Origin of the sequence: Enterobacter soli ATCC BAA-2102, assembly GCF_001654845.1 — a bacterium.
Lineage (GTDB): Bacteria > Pseudomonadota > Gammaproteobacteria > Enterobacterales > Enterobacteriaceae > Enterobacter > Enterobacter soli.
In genome coordinates, this window is the sequence record NZ_LXES01000051.1 from 204,063 (window position 1) to 227,569 (window position 23,507).

Consider the following 23,507-nt stretch of genomic DNA (forward strand, 5'->3'; position numbering starts at 1 on the left):
CTCTCACCTCGCTGTGTGCGGGTGCTGATTTAAGGAATAAAAAAGCCCGCTAAAGCGAGCCATAAAATAAAAAACCCCGCCTTTTGGCGAGGTTCTGTAATATTTAAGTTCGTGTCTAAGTGACCACTCTTAACACATTAATAGATAAAATTCGTAACGAATAGCCTTTTATGCAACTTTCTCTATTTCCCTTTTATTGGTCCAATCATCCATTTCTAACTTGGCCCCAGTCATAATGATGCAGGCATCAATAAAGGTTTCAGCTATCATTAGCCGGTTACGTATTTTTCCCTCTGAGCATTTTTCCCAACGTGCAATCGTTGATTTAGAAACGTTATGCATGTAATGGAGCATGACCAGATTTAATTCGTCTTCTCTTCCTGCTCTCCTGAGCATTCCAACTGCCGTATCGATAATCAGTCCATCATTGTCACAACACGAATCACGAGACTTAGAAGTATTTAATAGGAGCCCCTTAAATCCAGCCCCAATTGGTGACCAGTCGACCTGAGTTCCTTCACTAATAGCCCACGTTCCCCAACGTTCGAGTACCAGTTGAATATCACGCTGCATGGTTCACCTCTTTTATCTGTCCTGTAATTATTTCAATGCTGTTGTTGCATTCGTTTCCCCATCGGTCCCATCCTTTCCATTCTTCCCGAGCAAATATTTCGATTCTTTTCACTTCACCGTAAAGTTTTTCCAGTCGGTTCCTTACTTCCCATGGCTTCGCGCTATGTTCACCAAGACAGGTATGCACAACCTGTTTAACCGAAGCGTTGGCACGCTGTAGACCCACACCTTTGGTGGCAATCAGTACGTCCTCTGTATTGCTGCGAGTGTGGTTACCACCATTCATGCGGGTCTCTCGGTCCAACATTTCGAGGAGATCATTGAAGTCCACCAGCTCTCCGGTACTCAGCGCTTTGTTGAAACGATCACCTGCATTCTGATTCAGTTTCACCCAGGTAAAACCCTTCATCGTTCTGACACGAAAGCCCCATGATTCAGCAAGCTCTACAGCTTCCCGGTTATGCGTCCCGGTGTACCACATCGCCAGGACAGCGTTTTCGGCAGCAACCTCCCATATTGGAAGACGTTTAAGTTCTTCCATACTCATGGTGCTGTAATGATTACAGGCTGCTCCATTACTGATTTTGTTGCCATATTCCCAGGGTGGATCGCAGTAGATAAGTTGATAACTCATGCTGCCTTCCTTTTTTTCAGTTCGCGGGTTTTTCGTCGGTATTTAGCCGCTATGTCTTCCAGGTCTTCTTTTGAGTAATGCTTCGCTTCATGCGGACCTTCCAGCCATTCCACCAGCTCAAGGCCATACCATTCGATCAGTGTTTCCCGGTAGCGAGCATGAACGGTGGCGTTCTTAGCGGCAAACCGGCCTGACCCTCCGTTACAGGCTTTGCACTGTCGGTAGGCGTTCTTTTCTTCAAAGCGAAGTTCAGGGCGAGCACCTACTCCCATAAAGTGGCCACAATCCCACTGGCCTCCGAATATCATTGGTGGGTGGTACGTTCCACACGATGGACACGGCTTACCTTCATCACGTTCGCGTATAAAAGCGTTAAACGCAGTTTGTGCTTTGCTGACAAAGTACCCGCGAGGCTGGAGCGCCTTCTTCCTGATTTTCAGCTTCGCTTTCTTCTCTGCTTCAGCCTGGCGGCCTTTCAGTGCTCGGTTGTAGTCGATAGCGCAACGTGGGCTACACACTTTTTGAAGGTTACGAGTAGGCGTGAAGACTTCCTCACACTGAGCACACTCCTTCGGTTTGTAGGTTTTCACCTTCGCCTTTACCGGCTTTTTCATTGCTTCATCCCTCTGTGAAATACCCACTCGTAGACTTCGGATACATTATTCAGCAGGTCGTTGAAATCCCCCTGGGCTGGCCAGCGGACGGAGACAGTCTCAAGATCGTTTTTTGCGTGAAGGTTTGCGGTTGCACATTCAAAAGCAGCAGCATGGCCAGCAGCATTTGCATCTGCATCAGCAAAAATAATCAGGTTTCGAACACCAGCCGGTACACGGAATTTCTTCATGAAGGCAGTATTCAGGGTCGCCCATGTATGGCATTTAGTGATCTGATGGCAGGACAACGCCGTTTCGATACCTTCTGCAATGCCAAGTGTCGAGGCCACGGGGAACATGCGAATAGCTACGGATTTAGCAAATTCCAGATAACTATCTTCCTGGAGCTTCATCATCTTCTTGGCTGACCCGCTGGTTTGCGCTTTCTTGTCGCCATCAAGCAAAGTGCGGTGCAGGTAGCAAAGCTCCCCTTTATCGTCCGTTGCCAACGCATAAATGGCCTGGAGATTTTTTCCGTCTGCGGGCTGTTTATCGCAATATCTGATGCTCTCGACCGGAAGGGAGTTAATCCCCCTCCCTTTCAGGTAATTATCTGCGCCAGTGCCGCGTAGCGGGGTGAGCTTTGCAAACTTACGACTTACCCTTTCTCGCTGCTGAGCCAGCGATGTACGCACCGGGTTTATGTTCGTGCGGTCGGAGCTGTATTCGTTGCCGATCAGCCGATCCACTTCTGAGGCCAGAACCCGGAATTCCTTACCCGTTTTTGCCGTCAGCAGAGCCCAGCCATCCCCAGAACCGCACACACATATATAAGACCCAGTGCCATCTTTGTTATCGCAGCGGTATTTGCCTTTGCGTCCACACAGCGGGCATTCCCCTTTAAAGTGGTTTTTACCTGTAACCTCCGGCAACCCGTAGTGTTTAAAGATTTCCGGCCAGTGGCCTATGGCAGCTTGTTTGGTATTCATGCCGCTTCCCCTTGGTTCTCTTTCCGTTTCGCAAAGGCGATCAGTTTTGATTTGATAAAATTCGATACTTCAGGTGTGGTTTGCTGCGGGGTGTGGTGTAACCGCCTTGGCCATACGCCGAATTTTTGCTTATAGGTGTGAGCACACCAGCCATCACTGACAGGCCGTCCCTGTGCTGCGCGGGTGCGCTGATAGAAAAGAATTTGCGACCACCAGGATTGCTTCTGCTCAGTGGTATATTTGATTTCAGCTTTGCTGACCTTGGTCAGCCCACGGGATTTGTCCGTTTCAACATCTTCCCCGGCCAGAGGCTTAAAGCCACATTTCGGGCAGATATAAATTCCAGCAGGCTTGACGTAATGACACTGGCCGCACTCTTTCGGGAGTTTCTCTGCCTCTTCAGTTTTAGTAACGCGTTGTGGTGCGTCTTCCATGCCATCTGATGATGACGGGAGGTAGTCATATTCGATGTCATCTGGATAGCCCAGCTTGTTGACCGTACCGCTGTGGTCGAAGATGAGGCAGTGATCTTTGCCAGGGGCAGCACGTAATCCACGACCCAGCGTTTGAATCCAGCGCATTTCACTTTTGGTTGGACGGGCAAAAATGATGCAACGAACATCACTGTCGAATCCTGCGACAAGTACGCCAACGTTGACGATGATTTTTGTAATGCCCTGCTCAAAGCGGCGGATCGTCAACTGGCGCTCATCATGGGGCGTGCTGGCCGTCATGACTTCAACAGTTACCCCGACACGGGAAAATTCCATCGTGACGTAGTTCGCATGGGCAACATCTACGCAGAAACAAATTGTTGGTCGATCCTGTCCGTTTTCCAGCCAGTTTTTAACAATATCGCCTACCAGCTTGGCTTCGCTCATAACCTTGCTGAGCTGCCCTTCTTTGTAGTCACTGCCATAACCAGCAACGTACGATGTTTCCACACCTGTAAGGTCGGGATGTGAAGGAGCGTAAAACTCATACTTACTCAGTGCGCCAAGAGCAATCAGCTCTTTCATCGTCGTAGGTTTGATCAGGCGCTGATAGTAATTACCCAGGAACTTAGCGAACGGAGTGCCGGACAGGCCGATCACTTTCGTCTGAGTATTGCGGGTAAGATTGTCGATAACTTCCAGCAGCTTTTTTCGCTTCAGGTGGGCTTCGTCAACGATCAGCAGATCGATGTTATCCGGGAACTCGCGACGAATAAGCGTATCGGCGCTGGCAATCTGGATGAGTGCATTTGGGTTATAGGACGGGTGATCCCGCCATACGTAGCTAATCTCTTCTCCAGGAAGACCGTATTCCATAAATCGGGTTGCGGTCTGGTCAAGCAGGACCGTATATGGGGCCACAAACATTACGCGCATTTCACGACTTACAAACCCGTCAGTGATCAGGGCCGCAATAGCCGTTTTGCCGAAACCAACAGGGGCATAGAGCATGAAGGAATTGTTTTGTTTCCAGGCGCTGCGCAGCATGTTGAGCGCGACGATCTGTTTTTCGCGGGGCTGGATGTTAAGCATTGGCAGCCTCCTGCCCAAAGGCCATATCTACCAGATCAGCAATTACAAACTTAGTGCGATGACGTAAGTACGACAGCGTAACGGTTTTCGTGCCGTCTTTTCGCTGGCGGCCTTTCAGAAAACCACCGTGAATATGACGAATAAAATATTCAGAGTTAGCCAGGCGAGGAATGCTGCGTACCCGCCCAAGGTTGCTGACTTCGTAAGCTTTCGAGTAAGGCTCAACCGGTACCGGGGACCATTTTTCGTTAGCGTCTGAATAAATCATTTTTGCTCCTTTTGGATGGCTAAACGTCCAGATTTCCAGTTGACGGTTTAACCCCATACAGTGATCTATCTGTTAGATCGTTATCTTCTGGTAAAGCTGTTCCAGCCCTTCGGGCTAAAACCCAACACCGCCCCCTTTCCCCCAACCCGGTTTCAAAAATTCATACCCTGGGTGGGAGCGAGGTATATCCCCTGACTGCTGGGGTATATCTCGTGCAAAACTCTCGCAATCGGCGGTTTGCCGTCCTTCTGGCCGCGTTCTGCTGCCGGAAGGTCACAGGTTCAGCGTCAAACGCTTCCTGGTACGCCTGCGCATACGCCATCGCTATCTTTTCCCGCATACCTGCTGGGAGTGTTTCCAGCTGCTCTTTAATCCACGGGGCGTCCTCACGAGCAAAAACCGTGGGCATAGTCACTTGGAAGTTTTGTTCCTGATACATCGGCCCTCCTGCTTATGTGGTGAGCCTGTAAGGGGTTACTCTCGCTTTGGTTTTCGTCGACCAAAGACGGCAAGGATTGAATTCACTTCTTCCTCTCGGGCAGCAAGATGCTTTCTGTGGTAAAACCTGATTTCATCAGCTTCAGCTTCATCAATGACCCCATCTTCAAGGGCAAGATTGATGACCTGATCAACGTGCCCACGCATGGCGGCGGTTTTCATGGCTTTGTTGAATAATTCAACACGATCCAATTCTTCAAACTTGGGAACATCCACCAGCAATGCACCGCGTCTCTTTGCAAAGTAATCTGCCAGTTCAGAGGTATCTGAAATATCTTCCATCGCCTCAAGTTCAGCTACTTCGAAGAATCGGCACCCGTTTTTCTCATACAGGTTGTTGTTGAACTGAGTTACTGTCATACCAAGAGCGCCAGCCATTGCCTCACGCCCGCCTGGGTATGCCTTACACATTGCTTTAACAACTTCTTTGAGGCTTTGCTCTACCATGCTGGTTTTCCTTTGGTAGTTACGCTTACGCAGCTGAATCAGTAGAATTTTGGTAAAGCGACTGATCAAACTTCAAACGTCCGTTGGTAATTTTTTCAACCTGATACGCCCTAACTTCAGGAATAATTTCAGGCCATTCGGATACAGACGGATGTTTGATTCCTAGAGCTGAGGCGGTTTTACATACACCTCCGAAATAATTAACAACTTCGGATTTCCTCATGTTTGTTCTCCGATGGTTTAATTTAGACTTAATGTAGGATATCCAACATCACGATGTCAAGAATCCTACATAACAAAAATGGTAGGATTGCCTACATGATGAATATGAGTGACCGTATCCGCCAAAGGCGGAAAGAATTGAAATTGACACAGCAAGCACTAGCTGAGATGGCTGGTGTGAATCGAGTCACGGTTACAGGGTGGGAAAAGGATGACTACCAGCCGAACGGAGCAAACCTTCAGTCTTTAGCGAATGCACTTCAATGTGATCCACTTTGGCTTGTATCAGGTAAGGGTGATCCAAAACCCAAGCTCAATTTGAAACCCGAAATATTCAATGTAAAAGAAGTGCCGCTTATCTCATGGGTTCAAGCTGGTTCTTGGACAAGGACCGATCCAGGAGTAAGGGCTGATGATGCAAAGGAATGGGTGTACACAACAGCCCTAGTTTCTGAAGGTGCATTTGCACTACGGGTGCGTGGTGATTCGATGACTAACCCATCAGGAGCGCCATCTATCCCTGAGGATTCTGTGATCATCGTTGAGCCTGAAATCATGGATATCGAAGCCTTAAATGGGAAAATTGTTGTTGCATACCTTGATGGAGGCCATGAGGCCACCCTTAAAAAGTTTGTCGTGGATTGGCCGTTTCGTTATCTAGTGCCATTAAATCCAAATTACAAGCCTATTGAATGCGGTGAAAACTGCACAATTGTTGGGCTTGTTAAGCAAGTTATCATGGACTTCTAATCCTCCTCCCCCATAAGCCGAGCAACTGCTCGGTTTTTTTATGCCCAAATATTTTATGTTGGCTTTCCTACATACATCCTTGACACCTTAATGTTGGATATCCTACATTAAGCACATCAACAGCAGTAAGGTACCCAACCGTAAACGTTACGACAGGGCCTAGCTGGAGATGGTCGAACGGCGCGACTTAAAACCATGCGTCGGAACCGTGGCGGGACAGGATGTCGGCAATACGGGGCAGAAAAATGATTTATCCCAGCCCCTTCTGTGTGAGGGGGTTGGGCTGAATCAGCACCTGTTGCAATGAAGCACAAGATACTGAGCACACAGTAATGTCATTGCATTGTGTCAACGATATCAGGAGGTTATAGTGCCATTATTAGAGCTACCAGATGAAGGTAACAACATGGCAAATGCACAGTATGAGAAGGGAAAGATCGTCCTTGAGCATTCTAAAAACCAGGTAAAAAAGGCTGGAGAGTGCATACGTAAGGGGAATGGTGATATCGAAAAAGCTATCGAAATTATTCAGCAGTACCGCGCTGCACATCTTTACCCGCTGATGATCATCAAAAACCTTGTGTCGAAGCACGCTCAAAAGATAAATAAAAATGCTCTGATAGCTCGGCGTTTAAAGCGACTCCCAACAATTATTGATAAACTCCGGCGTAAAACGCTTGATGGCGTCACTCCAAACTCTATTGCAGTAACTCGAATGAGCGATATTGGTGGCTGTCGTGTTATTGTTGAAAACAGGTTGCAACTGCTTTTGTTGGACTCCTCCCTAGATAAAAGTAGAACAACTCATAAGTCAAAAGTTAAGGATTACATAAAGCATCCTAAGCCTACTGGTTATCGTGGCATTCACAGAATTTATAGTTGCTACGATAAAGATGAGGCTCACCAATGGAAAGGGTTCGATATTGAAGTTCAACTAAGAACAAAGCTGCAACATTTATGGGCTACTACCATTGAAGTTGTTGACTTATGTGAGGGTCGTACTCTTAAAACAAATCCATTTGAGTCAAATCACTCATGGGTAGATTTTTTTAGATTGATGAGTGAATTTATAGCTGACGAAGAAGAGTTTATTTCTCTCACTCCGCAAGAAAAAAACAAAATTAAAACCCGGCTCATTAGCCTAAATGATAAACTCAATGCAATTGAGAAATTGAGATCATTTAATCGGCTATTCTCAGATAAAGATTTAGATTTATCAAAAATCAAAGGTGGTTACGTCATTATTGCTTTAAAAGGCAATAAAATATATTACAAAGTGTACACGACATTACAAAAGCATTTAGCTATCGAAGCTTATTCGGTCGTTGAAAAAGATGAAGACGCAAACGGCCTGTTTGTTGAAATGGATGATTTGCGTAAATTATCCTATGCATATCCCAACTATCTAATTGATACAAGATTTTTCATTGATAAGTATGAGCTTTATACCAGTACAAAGTATTGGGAAAAGCATCGGTAAATTATCACCTCTTACCCAAGGTCGCAATGGCGACCTTTTTTATTGCCTGAGCCTTGGCGGTTATCCAGTCTTCAACCATTCCAACAGGAGGAAGATGATAGTGTTCTGATGGATGACCGCCCTTTTTATTCAATGTGTCCGCTTCCGGTGTTGGCTGGGTTTCCCTCCCCAGCGCGGGTTCAACTCCTGCCGGATGCCTAATTAATCGGTGACCACTATGACCTTCCGTAACGTTAATTTTCAGTACGGCGATCTGATGCGCACTCCTCGGGGTGTGCAGGCTGTTCGCAACCCTAAAACCATCGCCCGTATCTGGCGGCGTAGCTGGATTTGCAGGCTGCTTACCCTGAAAGGCGATCCAAATAGTTAACCGGAGAGAATTATGTCCGACTCAAAAAATACCACGCCATTTAGTCAGCAGTTGGCGTATATCAATAAAGGCACTCTTGATACCGAATTAACCGAAGCACTGGCAGCAGTAATTAAAGCCGTTCGCGAAACCGGGAAAAAAGGTGCTTTAACGCTCACGCTTAATTGTTCGATGCTGAACACTCGTGACGAAAACACCATGAAGGTTACGCCAAAGGTAACCCGCACCATTCCCGAACTGGACCGCGCTGATACCATCATGTTCTCTACCGCTGATGGTGATCTTCTGCGTGATGACCCAGCTCAGACACAGCTCGATTTAAAGGTTATTGAGCAACCAGCTCAACCAGCACCAATTAAGCTGGCCCAGTAACTCCCTCGACTTAAACACCAACCGTAAAAAGGAAATATTCAATGTCTCAAATTGAAGGCTCTGCTGTGCTCGAAATCCGTGATCTGGTTTCTGCAACACTGAAGACTGAAACGGATATCCCGTCTGTAGTTGTGCCAGATGGTTATCAGGTCCATTCACTTGAAACCATGCAGTTGGCACCATCGCGTATTCGCCAGGCTACAAACCTGATCTCACCAAGTTCGCTGATCGCTTATATTCAGCGATTCCGTGATTCCCGTTCTGTTGTTTTCGCGGATAAGACAAAAACCCGTATCGTCGCCGTGCTGGACTTCCATCAGGACGCCGAAAACCCGAACTGGGCGGCGCACAAAGCTGTTTATGACTGCCCGTTCTCCGATGAGTGGCGGTCATGGACTGCCAGCGATGGCAGCAAAATGGACCAGATCAACTTCGCCGAGTTTCTGGAAAACAACATTCAGAATGTTGCGCCGATTAGCGATTCATATGCTGGACCTTCAGGCACTGAACTACTGGAAATGGTCCTCGCTTTCCAGGAAACCCGTAAGTCTGAGTTTAAGTCTGTTAAACGTCTTTCTGATGGTACCTGTCAGTTCCAGTTCAGCGATGAAAAATCTGGTTCCGGTAATACCAAAATGCCGGAAAAAATCAGCCTGGCAATTTCACCATTCCACAACGGCTCCCCATACCAGGTAGATGCGCGTATTCGTTATCGTCTTCGCGATGGTCAGTTAGTTCTCTGGTACGAGCTGATCGATCCTAAGAAAGTCGTTGAGCACGCATTCCAGGAAATCGTAACCGATATGGAAAACCAGCTCGGTGAAGACCTGCCTATTTACGAAGGCTCTATCTAACCCACCACTTCGACATCGTGTGTTGTTTTATGTGCCCCAGTTTGGGGCACATAGCAAAGCACTCCCCACTATTTGAAGGAGAAACCATGCCAAGCTTAGGCCAGCTCTACAATGACAAAGATGCAGGATTAACTACCCGCAAAACGTACAACGTCCCTCTTGAAAAAATTTATGCCGAAGAAGGCTATAACGTTCGTGAGCTCAACCAGGCTCACGTCGAAGAATTTCGCGATGCCTTCATTGCCGGGGAATACATCCCCCCTCTTGCAGTGGAAGTTACTGAACGTGGTGTGAAAGTGATCGATGGTCACCACCGTTATCATGGTGCGCTCGCCGCTGTAGAAATGGGGCATGAGATAGTTCGTCTGGAGTGCAAAGATTTCACCGGCAGTGAGGCCGATAAAATCGCCTTCATGGTTACCAGTTCTCAAGGTTTAGCACTCACACCACTTGAACGTGGTGCCGCATATCATCGCTTGCAAAATCAGGGCTGGAGCTCTGCTGAAATTGCCGTAAAAGTAAAGCGTTCTGAATCTGACATCCTCCAGCATATCCAGCTCCACGAATGCACTCCTTACATAAAGAAACTGGTGCGCGATGGTTCAATGAATTACGCAATCGCAATCGGCATATCTCGCGAACATGGCGTATACGCAGATCGCGAAGCTTCACGGCTTATGAAGAAAGCTGAAGCGGCCGGAAAGAAAAAAATAACCAAAAGCATTGCCAACCCCCAATTCAACGCAGGGAAGGCCAGAAAATTTCTTGAGCTTATTTCTGCATGTGCAGTGGACTCTGGCGAGAGTCTTCTTATTGAAGTACCACCAGCAATGCAGGCTGAAATAACAACCATTCTTCGAGAGTTTCGTCACGAAGCTGATGAAACCAGCCATCAAGAAGGTCAGAACAATGAGTCAGTTAGCTAAATGTCCAGACTGTGGACAAGCCCCATCAGTAAGAGTTCGTAGTCGGGGGATGAACTGGGGTTCTGCTGAAATTCGCTGTGCTAATGCATGTCCTGGTCGCCGCGCGGGATTTTCATTTCCTCCAGGTGGTGAGGATGCAGCACGCCGGGAACTACACGAAAAATGGAAAGTCATCGCGGCTCAACGTACTGGGGAACCAAAATGAAACTCACGCTGAAAGAAATGAACGGCCTTCTTAACGGTAAATGCCTCCCATCTGATCTTCTTACCGGCGAAACACTTGCTGATTATCTGTTCCGTAAATTTGATGAAGCTCGGCAGCAACTTGAAGAGTCTCATCGTGCTCTGCGTGCAGAGACTACTGCTCACGAAAATACGCAGATGCAAATGGAGAAGATGGCCGCGGAGAATGCGGGGCTGAAGGCTGGAATTGGCTTTTTCAGCTATGACTCAAGCGGATACTATGAAGAACATGATACTGCCGAAAAAGCCGCTGCATTCGCGGAGGATTCAATTTCTGAATATCGCGACAATGCACCTGATGGATGGTCGGACGAAGTCGAGAGCGTAGTTTGGGGTGTGATAATGCAGCGCGCGACTATGACTGGACTTAGACCTGTTACCGAAGATGACAACGTCGCACCCGGAATTGAAGAATGGTGTGATTACACACTTCTTCCTGGTATAGAAACCCCGGCCACCGACGCTTTTATGGATGACGTGTGGGCCAGCGCCATTCCTGAAGGTTACGTGCTTGTTCCGCAGGAAATGCACCTGTCATCCGAAGCTATGGAGGGGATTTGCTACCACTGCGGAGACGGCGACCAGAAATTTGGCGAATTCACTGATGGTCTGTTGTTTGTTGGGGACGTCGATTACGGCGATGGGAAGAATGTGCATGGTCTGCACATCGCAACAGCCGATTATCCCGAGGAAGGATGCGCGACAATCTGCGAGTTCGCCGCCCAGCTTCGCAAAGGAGTGCAGTCATGAGCCCTAACGAAAAGCAAAAGCTTCTTCAACGTCAGTCTCTTTCTCTCGATGCAAAGATTGAAATGACAAAGCGCCGTATCCGTGACTTTTACGACCACTTTGATGGAGAGGTTTACCAGTCTTTCAGCGGCGGAAAGGACAGCACTGTCTTACGTCACATCATCATGTCTATGGGATTAAAGATGCCATTTGTCTTTAGTAACACAGGTCTTGAGATGCCGGAGATTGTTGACTTCGTAAGAGCGCAGGCCAGCAAGGATGATGGTGTCGTTCAGGTTAGACCAATGGTTCCGTTTAACCAGGTATGGCAGGAATACGGCTTGCCGATTGGCAGCAAGAAAGTTGCGAAGATGATTCGCGTCCTCCAGGAGGGAGATACGGGTCGGAACAGCAATATGCACACGCTTTATAACACCGGTGTTAACTCTAAAGGCCAGTTCGCTAAATCATGGAAGATACCCGAGAAGTGGCGAGTATTCGTCAACAATGAAGCCCCGCGCATCACTGACCTGTGCTGCGACTTTCTCAAAAAAGAACCCTTGGACACTTACGCGAAGGAAACCGGTCGACACGGCATCAGCGCAATTATGGCTGACGAAGGTGGGGCGCGTGAAATACGTACCCAATGCAACGTTTATGATGGCAAGCGTCCCAACTGTGCCCCAATGCTTTTCTGGCTTGAAAGTGATGTCTGGGAATACATAAACACCCGCGAAGTTGAAATCTGTGAAGTATATTACGACAGAGAGGTCAATGGCAGACACGTTCCGGCAGAGAAAAGAACCGGCTGCATGTTCTGCGGCTTTGGCGTCCATATGGAAAAAGGGATGAACCGCTTCCAGCGTATGGCCATTACTCACCCCCGGCAGCACTCCATAGTTATTGACCGCATGGGGATGGGTAAAGCTCTTGACCTGATAAACGTCAAATACATTCCGGATGATGAGGGCTAACCAATGAGCACTCTTACCAGAGAATTCACCAAAGAGCAGTTAATGGCACTAATTTCAGAGGCTGGGGAATGGGCTGAAATATACGAACATCCGATTCACGATAAGCCTCAAAGGGATTTCTTCGAAGACATGGCGCGTGTAATGACCGCTTACCTCGCGCTATTAATCTCCTCGCCTGCGCCGGTAGTGCCGGATGGTTACGTACTGGTTCCGATTGAGCCGACAGAAGATATGATCGTCGAAGGTTTCGAGTCCGAGCCAGATGAGAGCTTTAGCGATGAGAAGGAGTGGGAAGCATATGAAGCCATGAGTGGATGCCAGCAGGCAGCACACCGGACTAAGTTATGCTGGGCGGCGATGATTGCGGCAGTGCCGAAACAGGAGAATATTTAACGTGAACCATTTAATGATCGACCTCGAAACTATGGGGAATAAACCTAACGCCCCTATCGTCTCCATCGGTGCCGTGTTCTTTGATCCTTCAACTGGTGAACTTAGTGCGGATTTCTATCGCGTTGTGAGCCTTAAAAGCTCAGTAGATGGGGGCGCAATACCTGACCCCGACACTATTATGTGGTGGATGAAGCAAAGCGAACCTGCCCGAATGGCTATTTGTGATGAAGATGCGATAAGCATTTCTGCCGCACTGATTAAGCTGAATACTTTCATTCTCGATAACACTGATATTGATAATGTTCAGGTGTGGGGTAATGGCGCTACGTTTGACAATGTTATCCTCCGTGCCAGCTACGAGCGTGAACTTGTCCCCTGCTTGTGGAAGTTCTGGAATGACCGAGATGTTAGAACCATTGTTGAACTTGGTCGGTCATTAGGTTTCAATCCGCGCCGAGATATCCCGTTTGAAGGGGATATGCATAACGCGCTGGCAGATGCACGACATCAGGCTAAATATGTCTCTGCGATCTGGCAGAAATTAATTATGGCCCAACAAATTAATTGAGGAGGTGTTTATGACTACTAGCGATTTTATGGAAGAGCAGGAAGTATTCGACCTGCTCAAAAAGAAAAAAACGGCTGTCTGGCGCTTACGTAAAGAACGTGGTTTTCCTGAACCTGTACTCACATATCCGTCACGCTATCTCCGTAAAGCAGTAATGAAATGGATAGAAGAAGGTGGCGTCAACCGATCTGTTTAACATGCCAGAATATCTTATCGGCATAAAGTTCATACGCGTCTTTCTGCTCCACCAGCCAATCGTGTTTGTTGTACACAGCCATCACTCCTCCAAGCTCATGCCCCAGCATCTTTTCGGTGACGTGGGGCATGACTCCTTCCCCAGATAGATTCGTTACCAGTGAGCGCCTAAAGTCATGCGTTCGCCACTCCGGTATATCAATTACATCCCTGAGTTTTTTCATATAGAGATTTGCTGAAGAACGGTCAATTGCCTTGCCCAGCTCCTGACCAGGAAAGAGAACGGTATTCCCGGCATTCAGTAATCTTTCAATATATGGTTTTACCTGGTCGAATATCGGCCTGCGGATAACGTTACCCATCTTTGAATGTTCTGATGGCGTAGTCCAAATAAGGTCATCCATGTTGAACTCGCTATCTGTAGCCAGGCGAAGCTCTGAAAGCCTGGCTCCCCAGAGCAGCAGTAGTTGGTGTAGAACCTTGTTAGAAGTGACGATCTTACTGTTTTCCAGAGCCAACCATATTTTTGCAAGTTCGGTATAGGTAAGAACCCTACTCCCGACATCTGGTTTCTTTCCAATGGTTTTAACGCTGAGCTTCAGGACTTCGCATGAAGGGATCAGCTGTCTGCTGATACACCAATTCATCACTGAACGGAGCTGGAGCAATAACACCCTGGCCTTTTTCCCGTTTTTCTTTTCTTGTTTATCGAAGAACCGCACCCATGCAGAAACGGGTATGTTAACTACCGGCGCGTCTGGAAATTCTGTGTACATGGTGTTGTACACAACTGACTTGTACAGCGTCTGAGTGTTGGGTTTCAGGGTTTCAACATACTTACTCCACCACTGATCCAGACATTCTTTAAGAGTCAGCTCTCCATCTTCTTTGGCAAAATAATTTTTAGGGTTCAGTCCCTTGAGGTACAATTCGCGCATCTCACCGACGACAACACGCGCATCTTTCAGGGTAGTAGCAGGATAACGGCCAATAGAGAGGCGGACGGGCTTACCGTTCCAGCGATAACGGTATTGAAACGTAATCGTTCCAGTTGGGGTGATACGTACACTCAGGCCATCACCATCTGTGACTTCTGGCGCACCAGTGTATGGTTTGTCATTGATGCTACGGAGTTTGGTATCACTGAGGGCCACGGCTCTGTATCCTGTACACACTGATTTTCTGCATTCTGTACTCAATCTGTACGCAATGGCAAGTGAACGAAGTGATTTTCTTTGCGGATGGATATGAACGGACAGGAAATAAAAGAGATGAAAAGCTTGATGGTGTGAGGACTCTTGAGATAACATGCGACACAAGGTGAACACTTAAAAATCAGTTAGTTCTACGTCCCCTTAGTTAAATGGATATAACGAGCCCCTCCTAAGGGCTAGTTGCAGGTTCGATTCCTGCAGGGGACAATACCCTTTCATTTCATCACGTTTCAACACACTTCACCTCCTCCCTTAAAACCAGCAAAATCAGGGCTTGACGCCTTGAACATGGTTTCAGTTCATTTCATGACATTACATGATTCTGATGGTATCGTTGATGGTACTCACGGTTCGATAAGCCGATACCATCAACTGACAACAAAGATTACCCTCCATGGCACTAAATGAGCTATCACCTAAGAAAGTTGAAAACGCTAAACCCAAAGAAACAGACTACAAACTGACGGATGGGGGCAGCCTGTATCTTTTAGTTAAAAAGAACGGGACCAAGGCATGGCGAATGAACTACAGATTTAACGGCAAACAAGCTACGCTGGCTTTGGGTGTTTTCCCAGACGTTTCGCTGGCACTTGCCCGTAAGCGCAGAGATGAAGCAAGGCAACTTTTAGCCGACGGTGTTGATCCCAGAGTATCTAAAAGAGCAGCGCCAACAGAACCCTCCTCGGCAACATTCCAGACAATCGCTTTAGAGTGGCATAAAGGCTCTATAGGTCATCCCTCATGGAAAGAGATTACCCGCATTAAAATTTTAAGAGAAATGGAAAATCATATTTTCCCATTTATCGGAAATAAACCTATCGATTCATTAAAAACAAGTGATCTGTTGCCATTATTGGTGAGGATGAGTGATCAGGGAATTGGAGCGACAACAGGAAGAGTGAAAACTACTCTTGCAAGTGTTTTCCGGTACGCTATTCAGCGTGGAATTGTTGAATACAACCCTACCCATGATCTAAGAGGAGCAATTGCCAGCCCCAAAATAAAGCATCGCCCTGCACTTCCGTTAGAACGATTACCAGAATTAATATCAAAAATTGATAGTTATACAGGGAGACCGTTAACTAAGTTGGCGGTATTATTTTCCCTTCATACTTTTGTTCGCTCTAGTGAACTGAGACACGCAAGATGGGAGGAAATTAATTTTGAAACTGCAATGTGGACTATTCCTGCTCAAAGAAAAAGAATTGAGGGGGTAAAATATTCAGAACGCGGGGCAAAAATGGGTAGTATTCATTATGTTCCATTATCTAATGAAGCTATTGATGTTCTCGAAGCCATTAAAAAAATAAGTGGTGAGTATGAGCTTATTTTCCCCGGAGATAGTAACCCTTACAAACCGATGAGTGAGAACACAGTTAATAAGTCATTAAGGATTATGGGGTACGACACGCAGGCGGACATTTGCCTTCATGGATTTAGAGCAATGGCGTGCTCAGCCCTGACAGAATCAGGGTTATGGTCTAGGGATGCAGTGGAACGGCAAATGAGCCATCAAGAACGAAATGAAGTGCGAGCGGCTTATGTTCACCTGGCACAACACATGCAAGAACGCCGGAGAATGATGCAATGGTGGTCACATTATATAATCAGCAATTGTGAAAGTTATATTGCGCCCTATGAAATTAGTGAAAAACCATTGGCAATGCTTAAGGTGGTAAAATAATGAGCAAACATAACGAAAAAAACATTTGGAAACGTAACGGCTTAGCTCCATTAGAATATTGCTCTATATCAAGAGCGGCAAAAATACTTGATTGTGAAATTGATGATATATTCCACTGGTGTTATACAGGAAAAATTAACCTCTGCTTAAATTTTCAAAAAATATATTATTTCTACATTCCATTCTTAAAATCTGATGGTAATATTTTAGAGCAAGTTGAAACTCTCAATCTTGAAGCTCTGCCATCTGCTGATGGCATACCATACATTTTCTCAGATAAATTTAAGTCAGGTTATTTTTACATACCTGAAAAATTTCATTTGATCGAAACCGAAGAACATTATTTGGTACAAACATACCTTAATGGAATATGGCCTGTAGATGGAAATATTTTATCTGCAATAAATACGGGATTAATGGATTCAATTGAACTTTCTTTGTTTAGTGAAGAAAACCCCGAATTTAAATCAGAAGGGGAAAGGTTTCAACTCATTTCTCCAATTTTGATAAACAATCAATTTTCTGGAAAATTAAAGAACTGCGTAGAGGGTGATATTAAATACTTACAGTATCTTTGCGAGCATGCTCCTGACATAAACGACAAGCACTATCAGCTTCAAATTACTGGCTACTATATTGAATATATAAATAAACATGCTTTATCTGGCACACACATGCCTGTAATAAGCAAGGATAAAGATACAAGAACATTAACCTCATATCAAACAACTGAAACACCGAAAGTCAGGACTACAGCAAAGCAATCAACCTACATAGCATCCCTAATGAATGCTTTGGGAGTAACGGAAGAAATGATGAGATTTTCATCTATTACTCAAATAAAAGATCATCTGAGCAGAAAAGCAGGCCCTGAAATGGAACTACCTGAAATCACTGATGATACTTTAGATGACTGGCTTCAAAGGGCAGGTAAAAGGTAGATAATTTTTGATAATTCTGACGAGTTTTCAAAAACTCCGCGCATTGCTGCTCACCTAAAAGTAGCCTGCATCCGTTCGTTTCATTACGTTAAGTAGGATTGCAGGTGATTCATATGACTATCAAAAATTACCCCCTGTCAGGCAATGCCAGAGCTAAACATACTGCTGATTTTCTCAACATCAGCTCAGTAACTCTCTGGCGCTGGACCAAAAATAAACCCGGTTTTCCACAGGCGACTCGATTAACCGAGAGAGTAACAATTTACGATGCACAAGAAATTAGGCAGTGGGTTAAGGCTCAGTCAGCGGGAATAAAGGGAATATAATGAAAAATTTAACTAAGTTGGGGAGAAAAAAACCTCCCCAAATAATTAATCAATTTTTTGGCTCTAAGCCTCGACTTTGTAACTCTTTACGAAGAATTCGTTTTATCCAGGCAGCGAGCGATTCATCACCATCCTGCTGCTGTGCCTGTTCCATCAATTCACGCAGTTCAGGATCAAGTCGGAACTGGAATGGTGGATTACCACGTCTTTCGCTTTTGTGTGTTGACACGTCAATTACACCCGTTGTAATGTGTTTATGTGTAATTACACATTACACACAAGAAAACAAAATAGCAACGCCCCAGAGTGTTTGCAGCACTACCGAGGCGTCTGACCATTCCGCTGTATGAGGAAACGAAGATGGCTAAACAGAAGTGTACCTGGTTATTTGCGGCGATCAACCGCAGTCAACGCAATGCCCGTCCTGTGATGTTAAGGATCACCGCAGATAACGAGCGGTCAGCACGGCGCAGACTTGCCCCGGACTACGTGCTGAGCTTTGCCGGGCGCATTCCCTGCGGAGGTGAACATGCGTAATTATCCGCAGTCCGGCGAACGCTGGCAGCATGAACGTGGCTGGACAGTCACGATTATCCGATTAATTGAAGCCTCGCCCTCCGTGGCGCTGGTCAATCCTGAATTCAGCTGTGAAGTGCTGATACGTCATGACAGCGACAACCAGCTTTCTTCCTGCCCTCTGGCATGGTTTGAGCAGCGGTATACGCGCCTGTTTGATGCGCCGCTCTTTAAATCTTCGCCAGCTCCGGCAGGCGGTAGTGGCTCCGGTCCGCTGACGCTGCATCCGTCTGTGGTATTTACCCGCTGGCGGGAGCGCAGCATACGGCGTTCTGCTGAACCTGACGACAGCCACTATTCAAAGTTTCTCTGACAAATAACCGCTGAAAACGGAGTAATCCACGATGAATATTTCAAACGGGCACAACGGTGCTCAGGGCCACACTTTGCCTGAAAAACACAATACCGGTGCTTTTGCCTATGGATTGTCAGAGGACGGTTTCGGAAAGCTGACCCGCGCAAGAAATGCCTGTGACCTGCTCCAGCTTCTCTTTTCTGAATACCCGTCTCAGGTCGGAGCGCTCGATACAGGCTGTGCGCCGGGTGTCGCCGCGCTGATGGAGTACCTGCGGTCAGATTTGACGGATATTGCGCACAACTGCTCCCTGATTGACGGAGGCGTCAAATGAATCAGCCTCAGGTTTCCATTTTCCCGGCAGAAATGACTACCGCGCTTTACCGGCGGGCTATTGCATCGGCATGGCGGCAGAAAACGCTGAACGAAACCGGCAGCGATCAGTATGGTCCGCACAGCCTGACGGTTGAGCGTATTGAAATGGCCATTGCCCTGCATATTGAGTGCGCACTGATTAACGAGTACGGCGAAGCACAGGGGGCCGCTGCCGCGCTGGCACTGCTGACTGACATGCTGGAGCCGTCACTGCTCACCGCGCCGCCGGTACTGACCGTGCGCGGCTGTGAAGTGATGGCGGAGCTGTACCGCACGCTTCCGGCGGCCTTTGATGACTTCTGCAGCACGGGTGTGGGTGTGGCGCTGTATCAGGGGGAAGTATGACAACACAGACGGTTACGCAGATTTCAGCCGCAGCACGAGGGAAATGGCCCGTTATTCTGCAGATGCTGCGTATTGATGTACCTGAAAACGGCAGGCACGGTCCCTGTCCGAAATGTGGGGGCAAAGACCGCTTCCGCCTCGATGACCTTGACGGGCGCGGGACGTGGATTTGCAGCCAGTGCGGCAACGGTGACGGTCTGGATCTGGTTAAGCTCATGACCGGTTACGGTGTCAGAAAGGCCGCTCAAGAGGTGGCGCAGGTGCTTAATGTGCCGGATGTGCAGGAACTGCCGGTTAAGCCCGCCAGGCAAAAAGCCCCTAAACGCGATATGAGCCTTACCGTGGCGGCGCTGATGAAAGAAAGCCACACGGGAGAAAGCCCCTATCTGACCGGGAAAGGGTTTGCCGGATACCCGGCTTCCCTGACCGGGAGCGTGCAGCATATCAGCGGTAAGGATTTTCCTGCCGGTTCCCTGCTGTTACCGCTCACAACCAATGCCGGAGCCGTGACCGGTGCGCAGCTTATCGCCCCGACGGGTGAAAAAAGCATACTGCCCGGCAGCACGATGAAAGGCGCGTTTGTGGCGCTCAGCCCGTTACCGCCTGAACCGCCGGTACAGGTGGTGATTACCGAAGGTTACGCCACGGCGCTGACGGTAAGCCAGCTCACCGCCGGATGCGTAGTGGCTGCCATATCTGCGGGCAACCTGCCCAACGTGGCGCAGTCGCTGCGGGCACGCTGGCCTGAGGTAAAAATTATCATCGCTGGTGATAACGATTTTCAGGACGGGGGCGAAAACCCCGGCAGATCCTTTGCTGAACGGGCGGCAAAAGCCGTTGGCGGCTGGATGACGCTGCCACCGGGAGAGATTAAGGCTGACTGGAATGATTTCCATCGGGAGCACGGTATTACCCGTGCCCGTGAAGCCTTTCGTAACGGTCTGGTGCTGTGTGGGGAAGGCCGCACGCAGCTGCCGCACGGATTCCGTCTTACCCAGGAATATCTGTGGTATGAAAAACAGGTACAGCGCAACGGTGAGACGGAGATCCAGAACGTCAAAATATGCAACCCGCTGCGCGTGACGGCAATCACCTGCGATGCCGATGGCGGTAACTTCGGGCGACTGCTGGAGTGGGAAGATACGTGGGGAGAGCGCCGCCGCTGGGCGATGCCAATGGAAATGCTGAGCGGCAGCGGTGAGGAGCTGCGCCGGGTACTGCTGGTTAACGGGCTTTCCTATATCAGCACCACCGGCGAGGCCCGCGCCCGCCTGATGGAATATATCTCGCTGTGTAAACCGGAACGCCGCGTGACCTGCGTCAGCCGCACCGGCTGGCATGGTCAGGTTTACGTCCTGCAGGATGAGGTCAGCGGTGAAGGTGCAGAGGGGGTCATTCTCCAGACCACTTCCGTGCAGGGGCGCGATTTCCGTGTGTCGGGCACAACGGAGGAATGGCGGGAGCACGTATCCCGCTACTGCACCGGCAATTCCCGCGTGGCGTTTGCCGTCAGTCTGGCCTTTGCTGCACCCCTGTTACGGCTGGTTGGTATGGACGGCGGCGGCTACCACCTCAAGGGGGAATCGACGGACGGTAAGACCACCACCATGAAAGCGGCAACCTCCGTCTGCGGCGGGCCTGACTACTGGCAGACGTGGCGGGCAACCGGCAACGCGCTGGAGGGATGCGCCAGCCGCCGCAACGATGCCGCCATGATGCTCGACGAGATCCGGGAGGTGGACGGACGCGAAGCGGGCAATATCGCCTACATGCTGGCAAACGGTCAGGGCAAGGGCCGTGCCGGTACGGACGGTGAGCTGCGCACCCGGAAGCAGTGGCGGCTGCTGTTCTTTTCAACCGGCGAGCTGTCCCTGACCGAACATGCGGCAAAAGCCGGTGAACGTACCTTTGCCGGGATGGAAGTCAGGATGATCCAGATCCCCAGCGATTCCGGGAAGTTTGGCGTATTTGAGGAGCTGCACGGCTTCGACAGCGGCAAGGCACTGGCGGAGCATCTGGAGTGGGCCACATCCAGCTACTACGGTTCACCGTTCCGGGAGTGGCTGAAAGCCCTGACCGCTGATCTTAACGGGCTGACGGCACAGGCAAAGGCGATGATGAAAGAGTACACCGCAGCCCTGACCCCGAAAGATGCGGGCAATCAGGTGGGCCGGGCCGTCAACCGCTTTGCACTGGTGGCGATGGCGGGCGAGCTGGCGACCCGCCTCGGCATCACCGGCTGGCCTGAGGGGGAAGCGCTACGGGCAACCCGAGTCTGCCTGAACGCATGGCTGAAAGATCGCGGACACACCGCCAATCAGGAAGATATTGCCGCGCTGGAGCAGATACGCAGTTTCTTTACCGCGAATCAGTACAGCCGCTTTGCTGACTGGCACGACGAGCGAAACCGCCCCGGCAATATGGTGGGCTGGCGCAGGGTGGAAAAAGGCAATACCGCGCAGGGCACGGAAGCCGTCACCACATTCTACGTCATGCCGTCCGGCTGGAAAGAAATCTGCCGGGGATTTGACCCGCGCAAGGTGGCGCGTCTGTGCGCGGATCGTGGATATCTGCTGCCTTCTGCCGACGGAAAGCTCCAGACAACCATTCGCCCGCCAGAGATGAATCCCCGCAGGCTCTATGTCTTCAACAGCGAGGTTCCGGGTTAAGGCTTTGCGTGAGTCTTATTTATTAAGGGTAACAGGTGAAACAGGTGGAACAACCGTATTTTACAAGGGCTGAACCTGTTCCACCTTCTGAAATAGTGAGGTGGAACAGGTGGAACGCCAGCCGATCCGCTGTTCCACCTTGTTACCCGCGATGTTCCACCTGTGCTGTGTATATAAATACTTTACAAAACAATGCTGTAACACATGTTTCACCTGTTCCACCGCATCAGGGACATAAAGCAGACTGAAACAGAGGCGTTTTTATCTGGCTGGCTGTTATAGCCGCGTTTGAATAACCGCAAGCGCCCGTTGTGCCAGCCACCACACACTGAGCACCGATAGTGCGCTTGTGTCAGCCACGACACAATTGACGTAACGAACCAACCCGACAGGAGAAGTCATGAACAACACCGCAGAGAATAACAACTTTTCCACTTTTCCGGCTGTCACGCAGCGGGCACTTGAAACCCTGAATACAGCCAGAAACGCATGGCTTGAAGCACGTCGTCAGCAGAAAGCGGCAGCGGATAATATTGCGACAATCCGCCAGCGCCGCGCTGAAATGGAAGCCACAACGAACGCGCTGGATGAGGAGTGGCGCACGCTGTTTCGTGAAAGTCAGGGCGTAGTCTCAAAGGAAATGAAAAAACTGCGCACGGAAATTGCGCTGGGGCGAGAAACGCTTGAGGATTTTGATGAGCTGCTGGCAGCTCAGGAATGCGAAAATGCACTTTTGCCGCAGGAGACAGCGGAATTAGCCGGAAAGTATATCCACGCGCACGACACCCTTGTGGGGATTCGCGCAAAACAAATCTGGGAAGATTTTATGCAGTCGCATGGTAAGGCGCTAATCCAGACACTGAGCCTGCTCAAATCCACTATGGGTCGGGAAGCCAGTGCCGTTGTGGGTGTGGTGAATTCAGTTAATGACCCGAACACAGTACTGAAAGACTTTATTCACAAACATATTACCAAACCGGCTCTTACTAACGATGCGATGCCGGAACAGGATCCGGTGTTTAAACTGGCGGGCGTTGCGCCGGATTATGCGGCTCGTGTCGATTTAAGCAAAAGCCCGTCACCGGCGGCCCTTCACAAAATGAAGATCCGTCAGGAACGTGAAGAGCTGCAGAAACGTAACCGTGATATGGAGGGTATCTGATGGCGCTGAAATGCCCGGAATGCGGCACGGTTGCACATGCCAGAACCACTGCCTATGAAGCACCGTCGGTTAAACGCTCATGGTATCAGTGCCAGAATCTGGAATGTTCCTGCACGTTTACCGCACTGGAAAGTGTGGATACGATAATTATGAAGCCCCGGCGCAATGAACAGGAATCAGATAAACCGGAACAGTCTGAAAAGCAAAAGAAAACGCTTAATCGCTATGGCTCCGCGTCAAAGCTGTCAAGCCGTCAGCAAATCCCTGTCTGATTAGCAAAAAACGCCAACAGAATCCCGGTCCAGTACCGGGATTT

General features: G+C 48.7%; 30 protein-coding genes and 1 tRNA gene. 21 read left to right on the forward strand and 10 right to left on the reverse strand.

Annotation, left to right across the window (positions count from 1 at the left end):
• Nucleotides 1-168 precede the first annotated feature (168 nt).
• The 8 genes from M987_RS21615 to M987_RS24255 all read right to left on the reverse strand — a co-directional run bounded on the left by M987_RS21615 (nucleotide 169) and on the right by M987_RS24255 (nucleotide 5,751).
• The gene (locus tag M987_RS21615) at nucleotides 169-573 is read right to left on the reverse strand and encodes an antiterminator Q family protein (RefSeq protein WP_014071191.1); all 405 of its coding nucleotides are present in this window, start codon (nucleotides 571-573) and stop codon (nucleotides 169-171) included.
• Nucleotides 563-1,207: an MT-A70 family methyltransferase gene (locus M987_RS21620; RefSeq protein WP_014071192.1), complete on the reverse strand. Its 645-nt coding sequence runs from the start codon at nucleotides 1,205-1,207 to the stop codon at nucleotides 563-565. Before M987_RS21620 ends, M987_RS21615 begins: the two co-directional genes overlap by 11 nt.
• A complete protein-coding gene (locus M987_RS21625) occupies nucleotides 1,204-1,821 on the reverse strand; it encodes a recombination protein NinG (protein WP_014071193.1) in 618 nt (205 codons plus the stop codon). The genes M987_RS21620 and M987_RS21625 overlap by 4 nt, the downstream gene beginning before the upstream one ends.
• On the reverse strand, nucleotides 1,818-2,789 hold the full coding sequence (locus tag M987_RS21630; protein WP_014071194.1) for a DUF7146 domain-containing protein: 972 nt from the start codon (nucleotides 2,787-2,789) through the stop codon (nucleotides 1,818-1,820). The genes M987_RS21625 and M987_RS21630 overlap by 4 nt, the downstream gene beginning before the upstream one ends.
• Nucleotides 2,786-4,315, reverse strand: coding sequence for a DEAD/DEAH box helicase (locus tag M987_RS21635; RefSeq protein ID WP_014071195.1), 1,530 nt, complete (start codon nucleotides 4,313-4,315; stop codon nucleotides 2,786-2,788). Before M987_RS21635 ends, M987_RS21630 begins: the two co-directional genes overlap by 4 nt.
• Nucleotides 4,308-4,583, reverse strand: coding sequence for an NUMOD4 domain-containing protein (locus M987_RS21640; protein ID WP_014071196.1), 276 nt, complete (start codon nucleotides 4,581-4,583; stop codon nucleotides 4,308-4,310). The genes M987_RS21635 and M987_RS21640 overlap by 8 nt, the downstream gene beginning before the upstream one ends.
• A gap of 474 nt (nucleotides 4,584-5,057) precedes the next feature.
• Complete coding sequence (locus M987_RS21650; RefSeq protein WP_014071198.1) at nucleotides 5,058-5,528, reverse strand: YmfL family putative regulatory protein; 471 nt, start codon at nucleotides 5,526-5,528, stop codon at nucleotides 5,058-5,060.
• Between the two features lie 25 nt (nucleotides 5,529-5,553).
• The gene (locus M987_RS24255) at nucleotides 5,554-5,751 is read right to left on the reverse strand and encodes a Cro/CI family transcriptional regulator (protein WP_014071199.1); all 198 of its coding nucleotides are present in this window, start codon (nucleotides 5,749-5,751) and stop codon (nucleotides 5,554-5,556) included.
• Nucleotides 5,752-5,846: 95 nt separating this feature from the next.
• On the opposite strand from M987_RS24255, the gene M987_RS21655 reads away from it, so the two are divergent.
• From M987_RS21655 to M987_RS21700, 10 genes are all read left to right on the forward strand, one after another.
• Entirely contained in the window at nucleotides 5,847-6,500 is a 654-nt protein-coding gene (locus tag M987_RS21655) for a LexA family protein (RefSeq protein WP_014071200.1), read from the forward strand.
• Nucleotides 6,501-6,870: 370 nt separating this feature from the next.
• On the forward strand, nucleotides 6,871-7,980 hold the full coding sequence (locus M987_RS21660; RefSeq protein ID WP_014071201.1) for a RelA/SpoT domain-containing protein: 1,110 nt from the start codon (nucleotides 6,871-6,873) through the stop codon (nucleotides 7,978-7,980).
• A 382-nt stretch (nucleotides 7,981-8,362) separates the two neighbouring features.
• Nucleotides 8,363-8,722, forward strand: coding sequence for a hypothetical protein (locus M987_RS21665; RefSeq protein ID WP_014071202.1), 360 nt, complete (start codon nucleotides 8,363-8,365; stop codon nucleotides 8,720-8,722).
• 41 nt (nucleotides 8,723-8,763) lie between these two features.
• On the forward strand, nucleotides 8,764-9,576 hold the full coding sequence (locus M987_RS21670; RefSeq protein ID WP_014071203.1) for a YfdQ family protein: 813 nt from the start codon (nucleotides 8,764-8,766) through the stop codon (nucleotides 9,574-9,576).
• Between the two features lie 86 nt (nucleotides 9,577-9,662).
• The gene (locus M987_RS21675; protein WP_014071204.1) at nucleotides 9,663-10,502 is read left to right on the forward strand and encodes a ParB/RepB/Spo0J family partition protein; all 840 of its coding nucleotides are present in this window, start codon (nucleotides 9,663-9,665) and stop codon (nucleotides 10,500-10,502) included.
• A 201-nt stretch (nucleotides 10,503-10,703) separates the two neighbouring features.
• Nucleotides 10,704-11,495, forward strand: coding sequence for a hypothetical protein (locus M987_RS21680; protein WP_014071205.1), 792 nt, complete (start codon nucleotides 10,704-10,706; stop codon nucleotides 11,493-11,495).
• Nucleotides 11,492-12,448, forward strand: a complete 957-nt coding sequence (locus tag M987_RS21685) for a phosphoadenosine phosphosulfate reductase domain-containing protein (protein ID WP_014071206.1) — start codon at nucleotides 11,492-11,494, stop codon at nucleotides 12,446-12,448. Before M987_RS21680 ends, M987_RS21685 begins: the two co-directional genes overlap by 4 nt.
• A 3-nt stretch (nucleotides 12,449-12,451) precedes the next feature.
• Entirely contained in the window at nucleotides 12,452-12,841 is a 390-nt protein-coding gene (locus M987_RS21690; protein ID WP_014071207.1) for a hypothetical protein, read from the forward strand.
• A gap of 1 nt (nucleotide 12,842) precedes the next feature.
• A complete protein-coding gene (locus M987_RS21695; RefSeq protein ID WP_014071208.1) occupies nucleotides 12,843-13,409 on the forward strand; it encodes a 3'-5' exonuclease in 567 nt (188 codons plus the stop codon).
• A 10-nt stretch (nucleotides 13,410-13,419) separates the two neighbouring features.
• The gene (locus M987_RS21700) at nucleotides 13,420-13,605 is read left to right on the forward strand and encodes a hypothetical protein (protein ID WP_014071209.1); all 186 of its coding nucleotides are present in this window, start codon (nucleotides 13,420-13,422) and stop codon (nucleotides 13,603-13,605) included.
• Here M987_RS21700 and M987_RS21705 read toward each other — a convergent pair.
• Entirely contained in the window at nucleotides 13,589-14,758 is a 1,170-nt protein-coding gene (locus tag M987_RS21705) for a tyrosine-type recombinase/integrase (protein WP_014071210.1), read from the reverse strand. The genes M987_RS21700 and M987_RS21705 overlap by 17 nt on opposite strands.
• Nucleotides 14,759-14,953: 195 nt before the next feature.
• On the opposite strand from M987_RS21705, the gene M987_RS21710 reads away from it, so the two are divergent.
• The 4 genes from M987_RS21710 to M987_RS21725 all read left to right on the forward strand — a co-directional run bounded on the left by M987_RS21710 (nucleotide 14,954) and on the right by M987_RS21725 (nucleotide 17,769).
• A tRNA-Arg gene (locus M987_RS21710) sits at nucleotides 14,954-15,025 on the forward strand.
• A gap of 187 nt (nucleotides 15,026-15,212) precedes the next feature.
• Complete coding sequence (locus M987_RS21715) at nucleotides 15,213-16,502, forward strand: tyrosine-type recombinase/integrase (RefSeq protein ID WP_014071211.1); 1,290 nt, start codon at nucleotides 15,213-15,215, stop codon at nucleotides 16,500-16,502.
• Nucleotides 16,502-17,443, forward strand: a complete 942-nt coding sequence (locus M987_RS21720) for a hypothetical protein (protein WP_014071212.1) — start codon at nucleotides 16,502-16,504, stop codon at nucleotides 17,441-17,443. The genes M987_RS21715 and M987_RS21720 overlap by 1 nt, the downstream gene beginning before the upstream one ends.
• 113 nt (nucleotides 17,444-17,556) lie before the next feature.
• The gene (locus tag M987_RS21725; protein WP_000153152.1) at nucleotides 17,557-17,769 is read left to right on the forward strand and encodes a helix-turn-helix transcriptional regulator; all 213 of its coding nucleotides are present in this window, start codon (nucleotides 17,557-17,559) and stop codon (nucleotides 17,767-17,769) included.
• 49 nt (nucleotides 17,770-17,818) lie between these two features.
• On the opposite strand, the gene M987_RS24260 is transcribed toward M987_RS21725, so the two are convergent.
• Nucleotides 17,819-17,998: a YlcI/YnfO family protein gene (locus tag M987_RS24260; RefSeq protein ID WP_014071213.1), complete on the reverse strand. Its 180-nt coding sequence runs from the start codon at nucleotides 17,996-17,998 to the stop codon at nucleotides 17,819-17,821.
• A 131-nt stretch (nucleotides 17,999-18,129) separates the two neighbouring features.
• On the opposite strand from M987_RS24260, the gene M987_RS24265 reads away from it, so the two are divergent.
• The 7 genes from M987_RS24265 to M987_RS21755 all read left to right on the forward strand — a co-directional run bounded on the left by M987_RS24265 (nucleotide 18,130) and on the right by M987_RS21755 (nucleotide 23,463).
• Nucleotides 18,130-18,306: a host cell division inhibitor Icd-like protein gene (locus M987_RS24265; RefSeq protein WP_001118612.1), complete on the forward strand. Its 177-nt coding sequence runs from the start codon at nucleotides 18,130-18,132 to the stop codon at nucleotides 18,304-18,306.
• Complete coding sequence (locus M987_RS21730) at nucleotides 18,299-18,658, forward strand: hypothetical protein (RefSeq protein WP_014071214.1); 360 nt, start codon at nucleotides 18,299-18,301, stop codon at nucleotides 18,656-18,658. Before M987_RS24265 ends, M987_RS21730 begins: the two co-directional genes overlap by 8 nt.
• A 31-nt stretch (nucleotides 18,659-18,689) precedes the next feature.
• On the forward strand, nucleotides 18,690-18,974 hold the full coding sequence (locus M987_RS21735) for a hypothetical protein (protein WP_014071215.1): 285 nt from the start codon (nucleotides 18,690-18,692) through the stop codon (nucleotides 18,972-18,974).
• Nucleotides 18,971-19,360, forward strand: coding sequence for a DUF5375 family protein (locus M987_RS21740; RefSeq protein WP_014071216.1), 390 nt, complete (start codon nucleotides 18,971-18,973; stop codon nucleotides 19,358-19,360). Before M987_RS21735 ends, M987_RS21740 begins: the two co-directional genes overlap by 4 nt.
• On the forward strand, nucleotides 19,357-22,029 hold the full coding sequence (locus M987_RS21745) for a TOPRIM and DUF927 domain-containing protein (protein ID WP_014071217.1): 2,673 nt from the start codon (nucleotides 19,357-19,359) through the stop codon (nucleotides 22,027-22,029). The genes M987_RS21740 and M987_RS21745 overlap by 4 nt, the downstream gene beginning before the upstream one ends.
• A gap of 400 nt (nucleotides 22,030-22,429) precedes the next feature.
• The gene (locus M987_RS21750; protein WP_014071218.1) at nucleotides 22,430-23,191 is read left to right on the forward strand and encodes a phage polarity suppression protein; all 762 of its coding nucleotides are present in this window, start codon (nucleotides 22,430-22,432) and stop codon (nucleotides 23,189-23,191) included.
• The gene (locus M987_RS21755) at nucleotides 23,191-23,463 is read left to right on the forward strand and encodes an Ogr/Delta-like zinc finger protein (protein WP_014071219.1); all 273 of its coding nucleotides are present in this window, start codon (nucleotides 23,191-23,193) and stop codon (nucleotides 23,461-23,463) included. Before M987_RS21750 ends, M987_RS21755 begins: the two co-directional genes overlap by 1 nt.
• Nucleotides 23,464-23,507 lie beyond the last annotated feature (44 nt).

Excerpts from the sequence above, each read along its gene's own strand:
- M987_RS21615 (WP_014071191.1), bottom strand. The coding sequence starts at position 573 with ATGCAGCGTGATATTCAACTGGTACTCGAACGTTGGGGAACGTGGGCT.
- M987_RS21620 (WP_014071192.1), bottom strand. The coding sequence starts at position 1,207 with ATGAGTTATCAACTTATCTACTGCGATCCACCCTGGGAATATGGCAAC.
- M987_RS21625 (WP_014071193.1), bottom strand. The coding sequence starts at position 1,821 with ATGAAAAAGCCGGTAAAGGCGAAGGTGAAAACCTACAAACCGAAGGAG.
- M987_RS21630 (WP_014071194.1), bottom strand. The coding sequence starts at position 2,789 with ATGAATACCAAACAAGCTGCCATAGGCCACTGGCCGGAAATCTTTAAA.
- M987_RS21635 (WP_014071195.1), bottom strand. The coding sequence starts at position 4,315 with ATGCTTAACATCCAGCCCCGCGAAAAACAGATCGTCGCGCTCAACATG.
- M987_RS21640 (WP_014071196.1), bottom strand. The coding sequence starts at position 4,583 with ATGATTTATTCAGACGCTAACGAAAAATGGTCCCCGGTACCGGTTGAG.
- M987_RS21650 (WP_014071198.1), bottom strand. The coding sequence starts at position 5,528 with ATGGTAGAGCAAAGCCTCAAAGAAGTTGTTAAAGCAATGTGTAAGGCA.
- M987_RS24255 (WP_014071199.1), bottom strand. The coding sequence starts at position 5,751 with ATGAGGAAATCCGAAGTTGTTAATTATTTCGGAGGTGTATGTAAAACC.
- M987_RS21655 (WP_014071200.1), top strand. The coding sequence starts at position 5,847 with ATGATGAATATGAGTGACCGTATCCGCCAAAGGCGGAAAGAATTGAAA.
- M987_RS21665 (WP_014071202.1), top strand. The coding sequence starts at position 8,363 with ATGTCCGACTCAAAAAATACCACGCCATTTAGTCAGCAGTTGGCGTAT.
- M987_RS21670 (WP_014071203.1), top strand. The coding sequence starts at position 8,764 with ATGTCTCAAATTGAAGGCTCTGCTGTGCTCGAAATCCGTGATCTGGTT.
- M987_RS21675 (WP_014071204.1), top strand. The coding sequence starts at position 9,663 with ATGCCAAGCTTAGGCCAGCTCTACAATGACAAAGATGCAGGATTAACT.
- M987_RS21680 (WP_014071205.1), top strand. The coding sequence starts at position 10,704 with ATGAAACTCACGCTGAAAGAAATGAACGGCCTTCTTAACGGTAAATGC.
- M987_RS21685 (WP_014071206.1), top strand. The coding sequence starts at position 11,492 with ATGAGCCCTAACGAAAAGCAAAAGCTTCTTCAACGTCAGTCTCTTTCT.
- M987_RS21690 (WP_014071207.1), top strand. The coding sequence starts at position 12,452 with ATGAGCACTCTTACCAGAGAATTCACCAAAGAGCAGTTAATGGCACTA.
- M987_RS21700 (WP_014071209.1), top strand. The coding sequence starts at position 13,420 with ATGACTACTAGCGATTTTATGGAAGAGCAGGAAGTATTCGACCTGCTC.
- M987_RS21715 (WP_014071211.1), top strand. The coding sequence starts at position 15,213 with ATGGCACTAAATGAGCTATCACCTAAGAAAGTTGAAAACGCTAAACCC.
- M987_RS21720 (WP_014071212.1), top strand. The coding sequence starts at position 16,502 with ATGAGCAAACATAACGAAAAAAACATTTGGAAACGTAACGGCTTAGCT.
- M987_RS21725 (WP_000153152.1), top strand. The coding sequence starts at position 17,557 with ATGACTATCAAAAATTACCCCCTGTCAGGCAATGCCAGAGCTAAACAT.
- M987_RS24265 (WP_001118612.1), top strand. The coding sequence starts at position 18,130 with ATGGCTAAACAGAAGTGTACCTGGTTATTTGCGGCGATCAACCGCAGT.
- M987_RS21730 (WP_014071214.1), top strand. The coding sequence starts at position 18,299 with ATGCGTAATTATCCGCAGTCCGGCGAACGCTGGCAGCATGAACGTGGC.
- M987_RS21735 (WP_014071215.1), top strand. The coding sequence starts at position 18,690 with ATGAATATTTCAAACGGGCACAACGGTGCTCAGGGCCACACTTTGCCT.
- M987_RS21740 (WP_014071216.1), top strand. The coding sequence starts at position 18,971 with ATGAATCAGCCTCAGGTTTCCATTTTCCCGGCAGAAATGACTACCGCG.
- M987_RS21745 (WP_014071217.1), top strand. The coding sequence starts at position 19,357 with ATGACAACACAGACGGTTACGCAGATTTCAGCCGCAGCACGAGGGAAA.
- M987_RS21750 (WP_014071218.1), top strand. The coding sequence starts at position 22,430 with ATGAACAACACCGCAGAGAATAACAACTTTTCCACTTTTCCGGCTGTC.
- M987_RS21755 (WP_014071219.1), top strand. The coding sequence starts at position 23,191 with ATGGCGCTGAAATGCCCGGAATGCGGCACGGTTGCACATGCCAGAACC.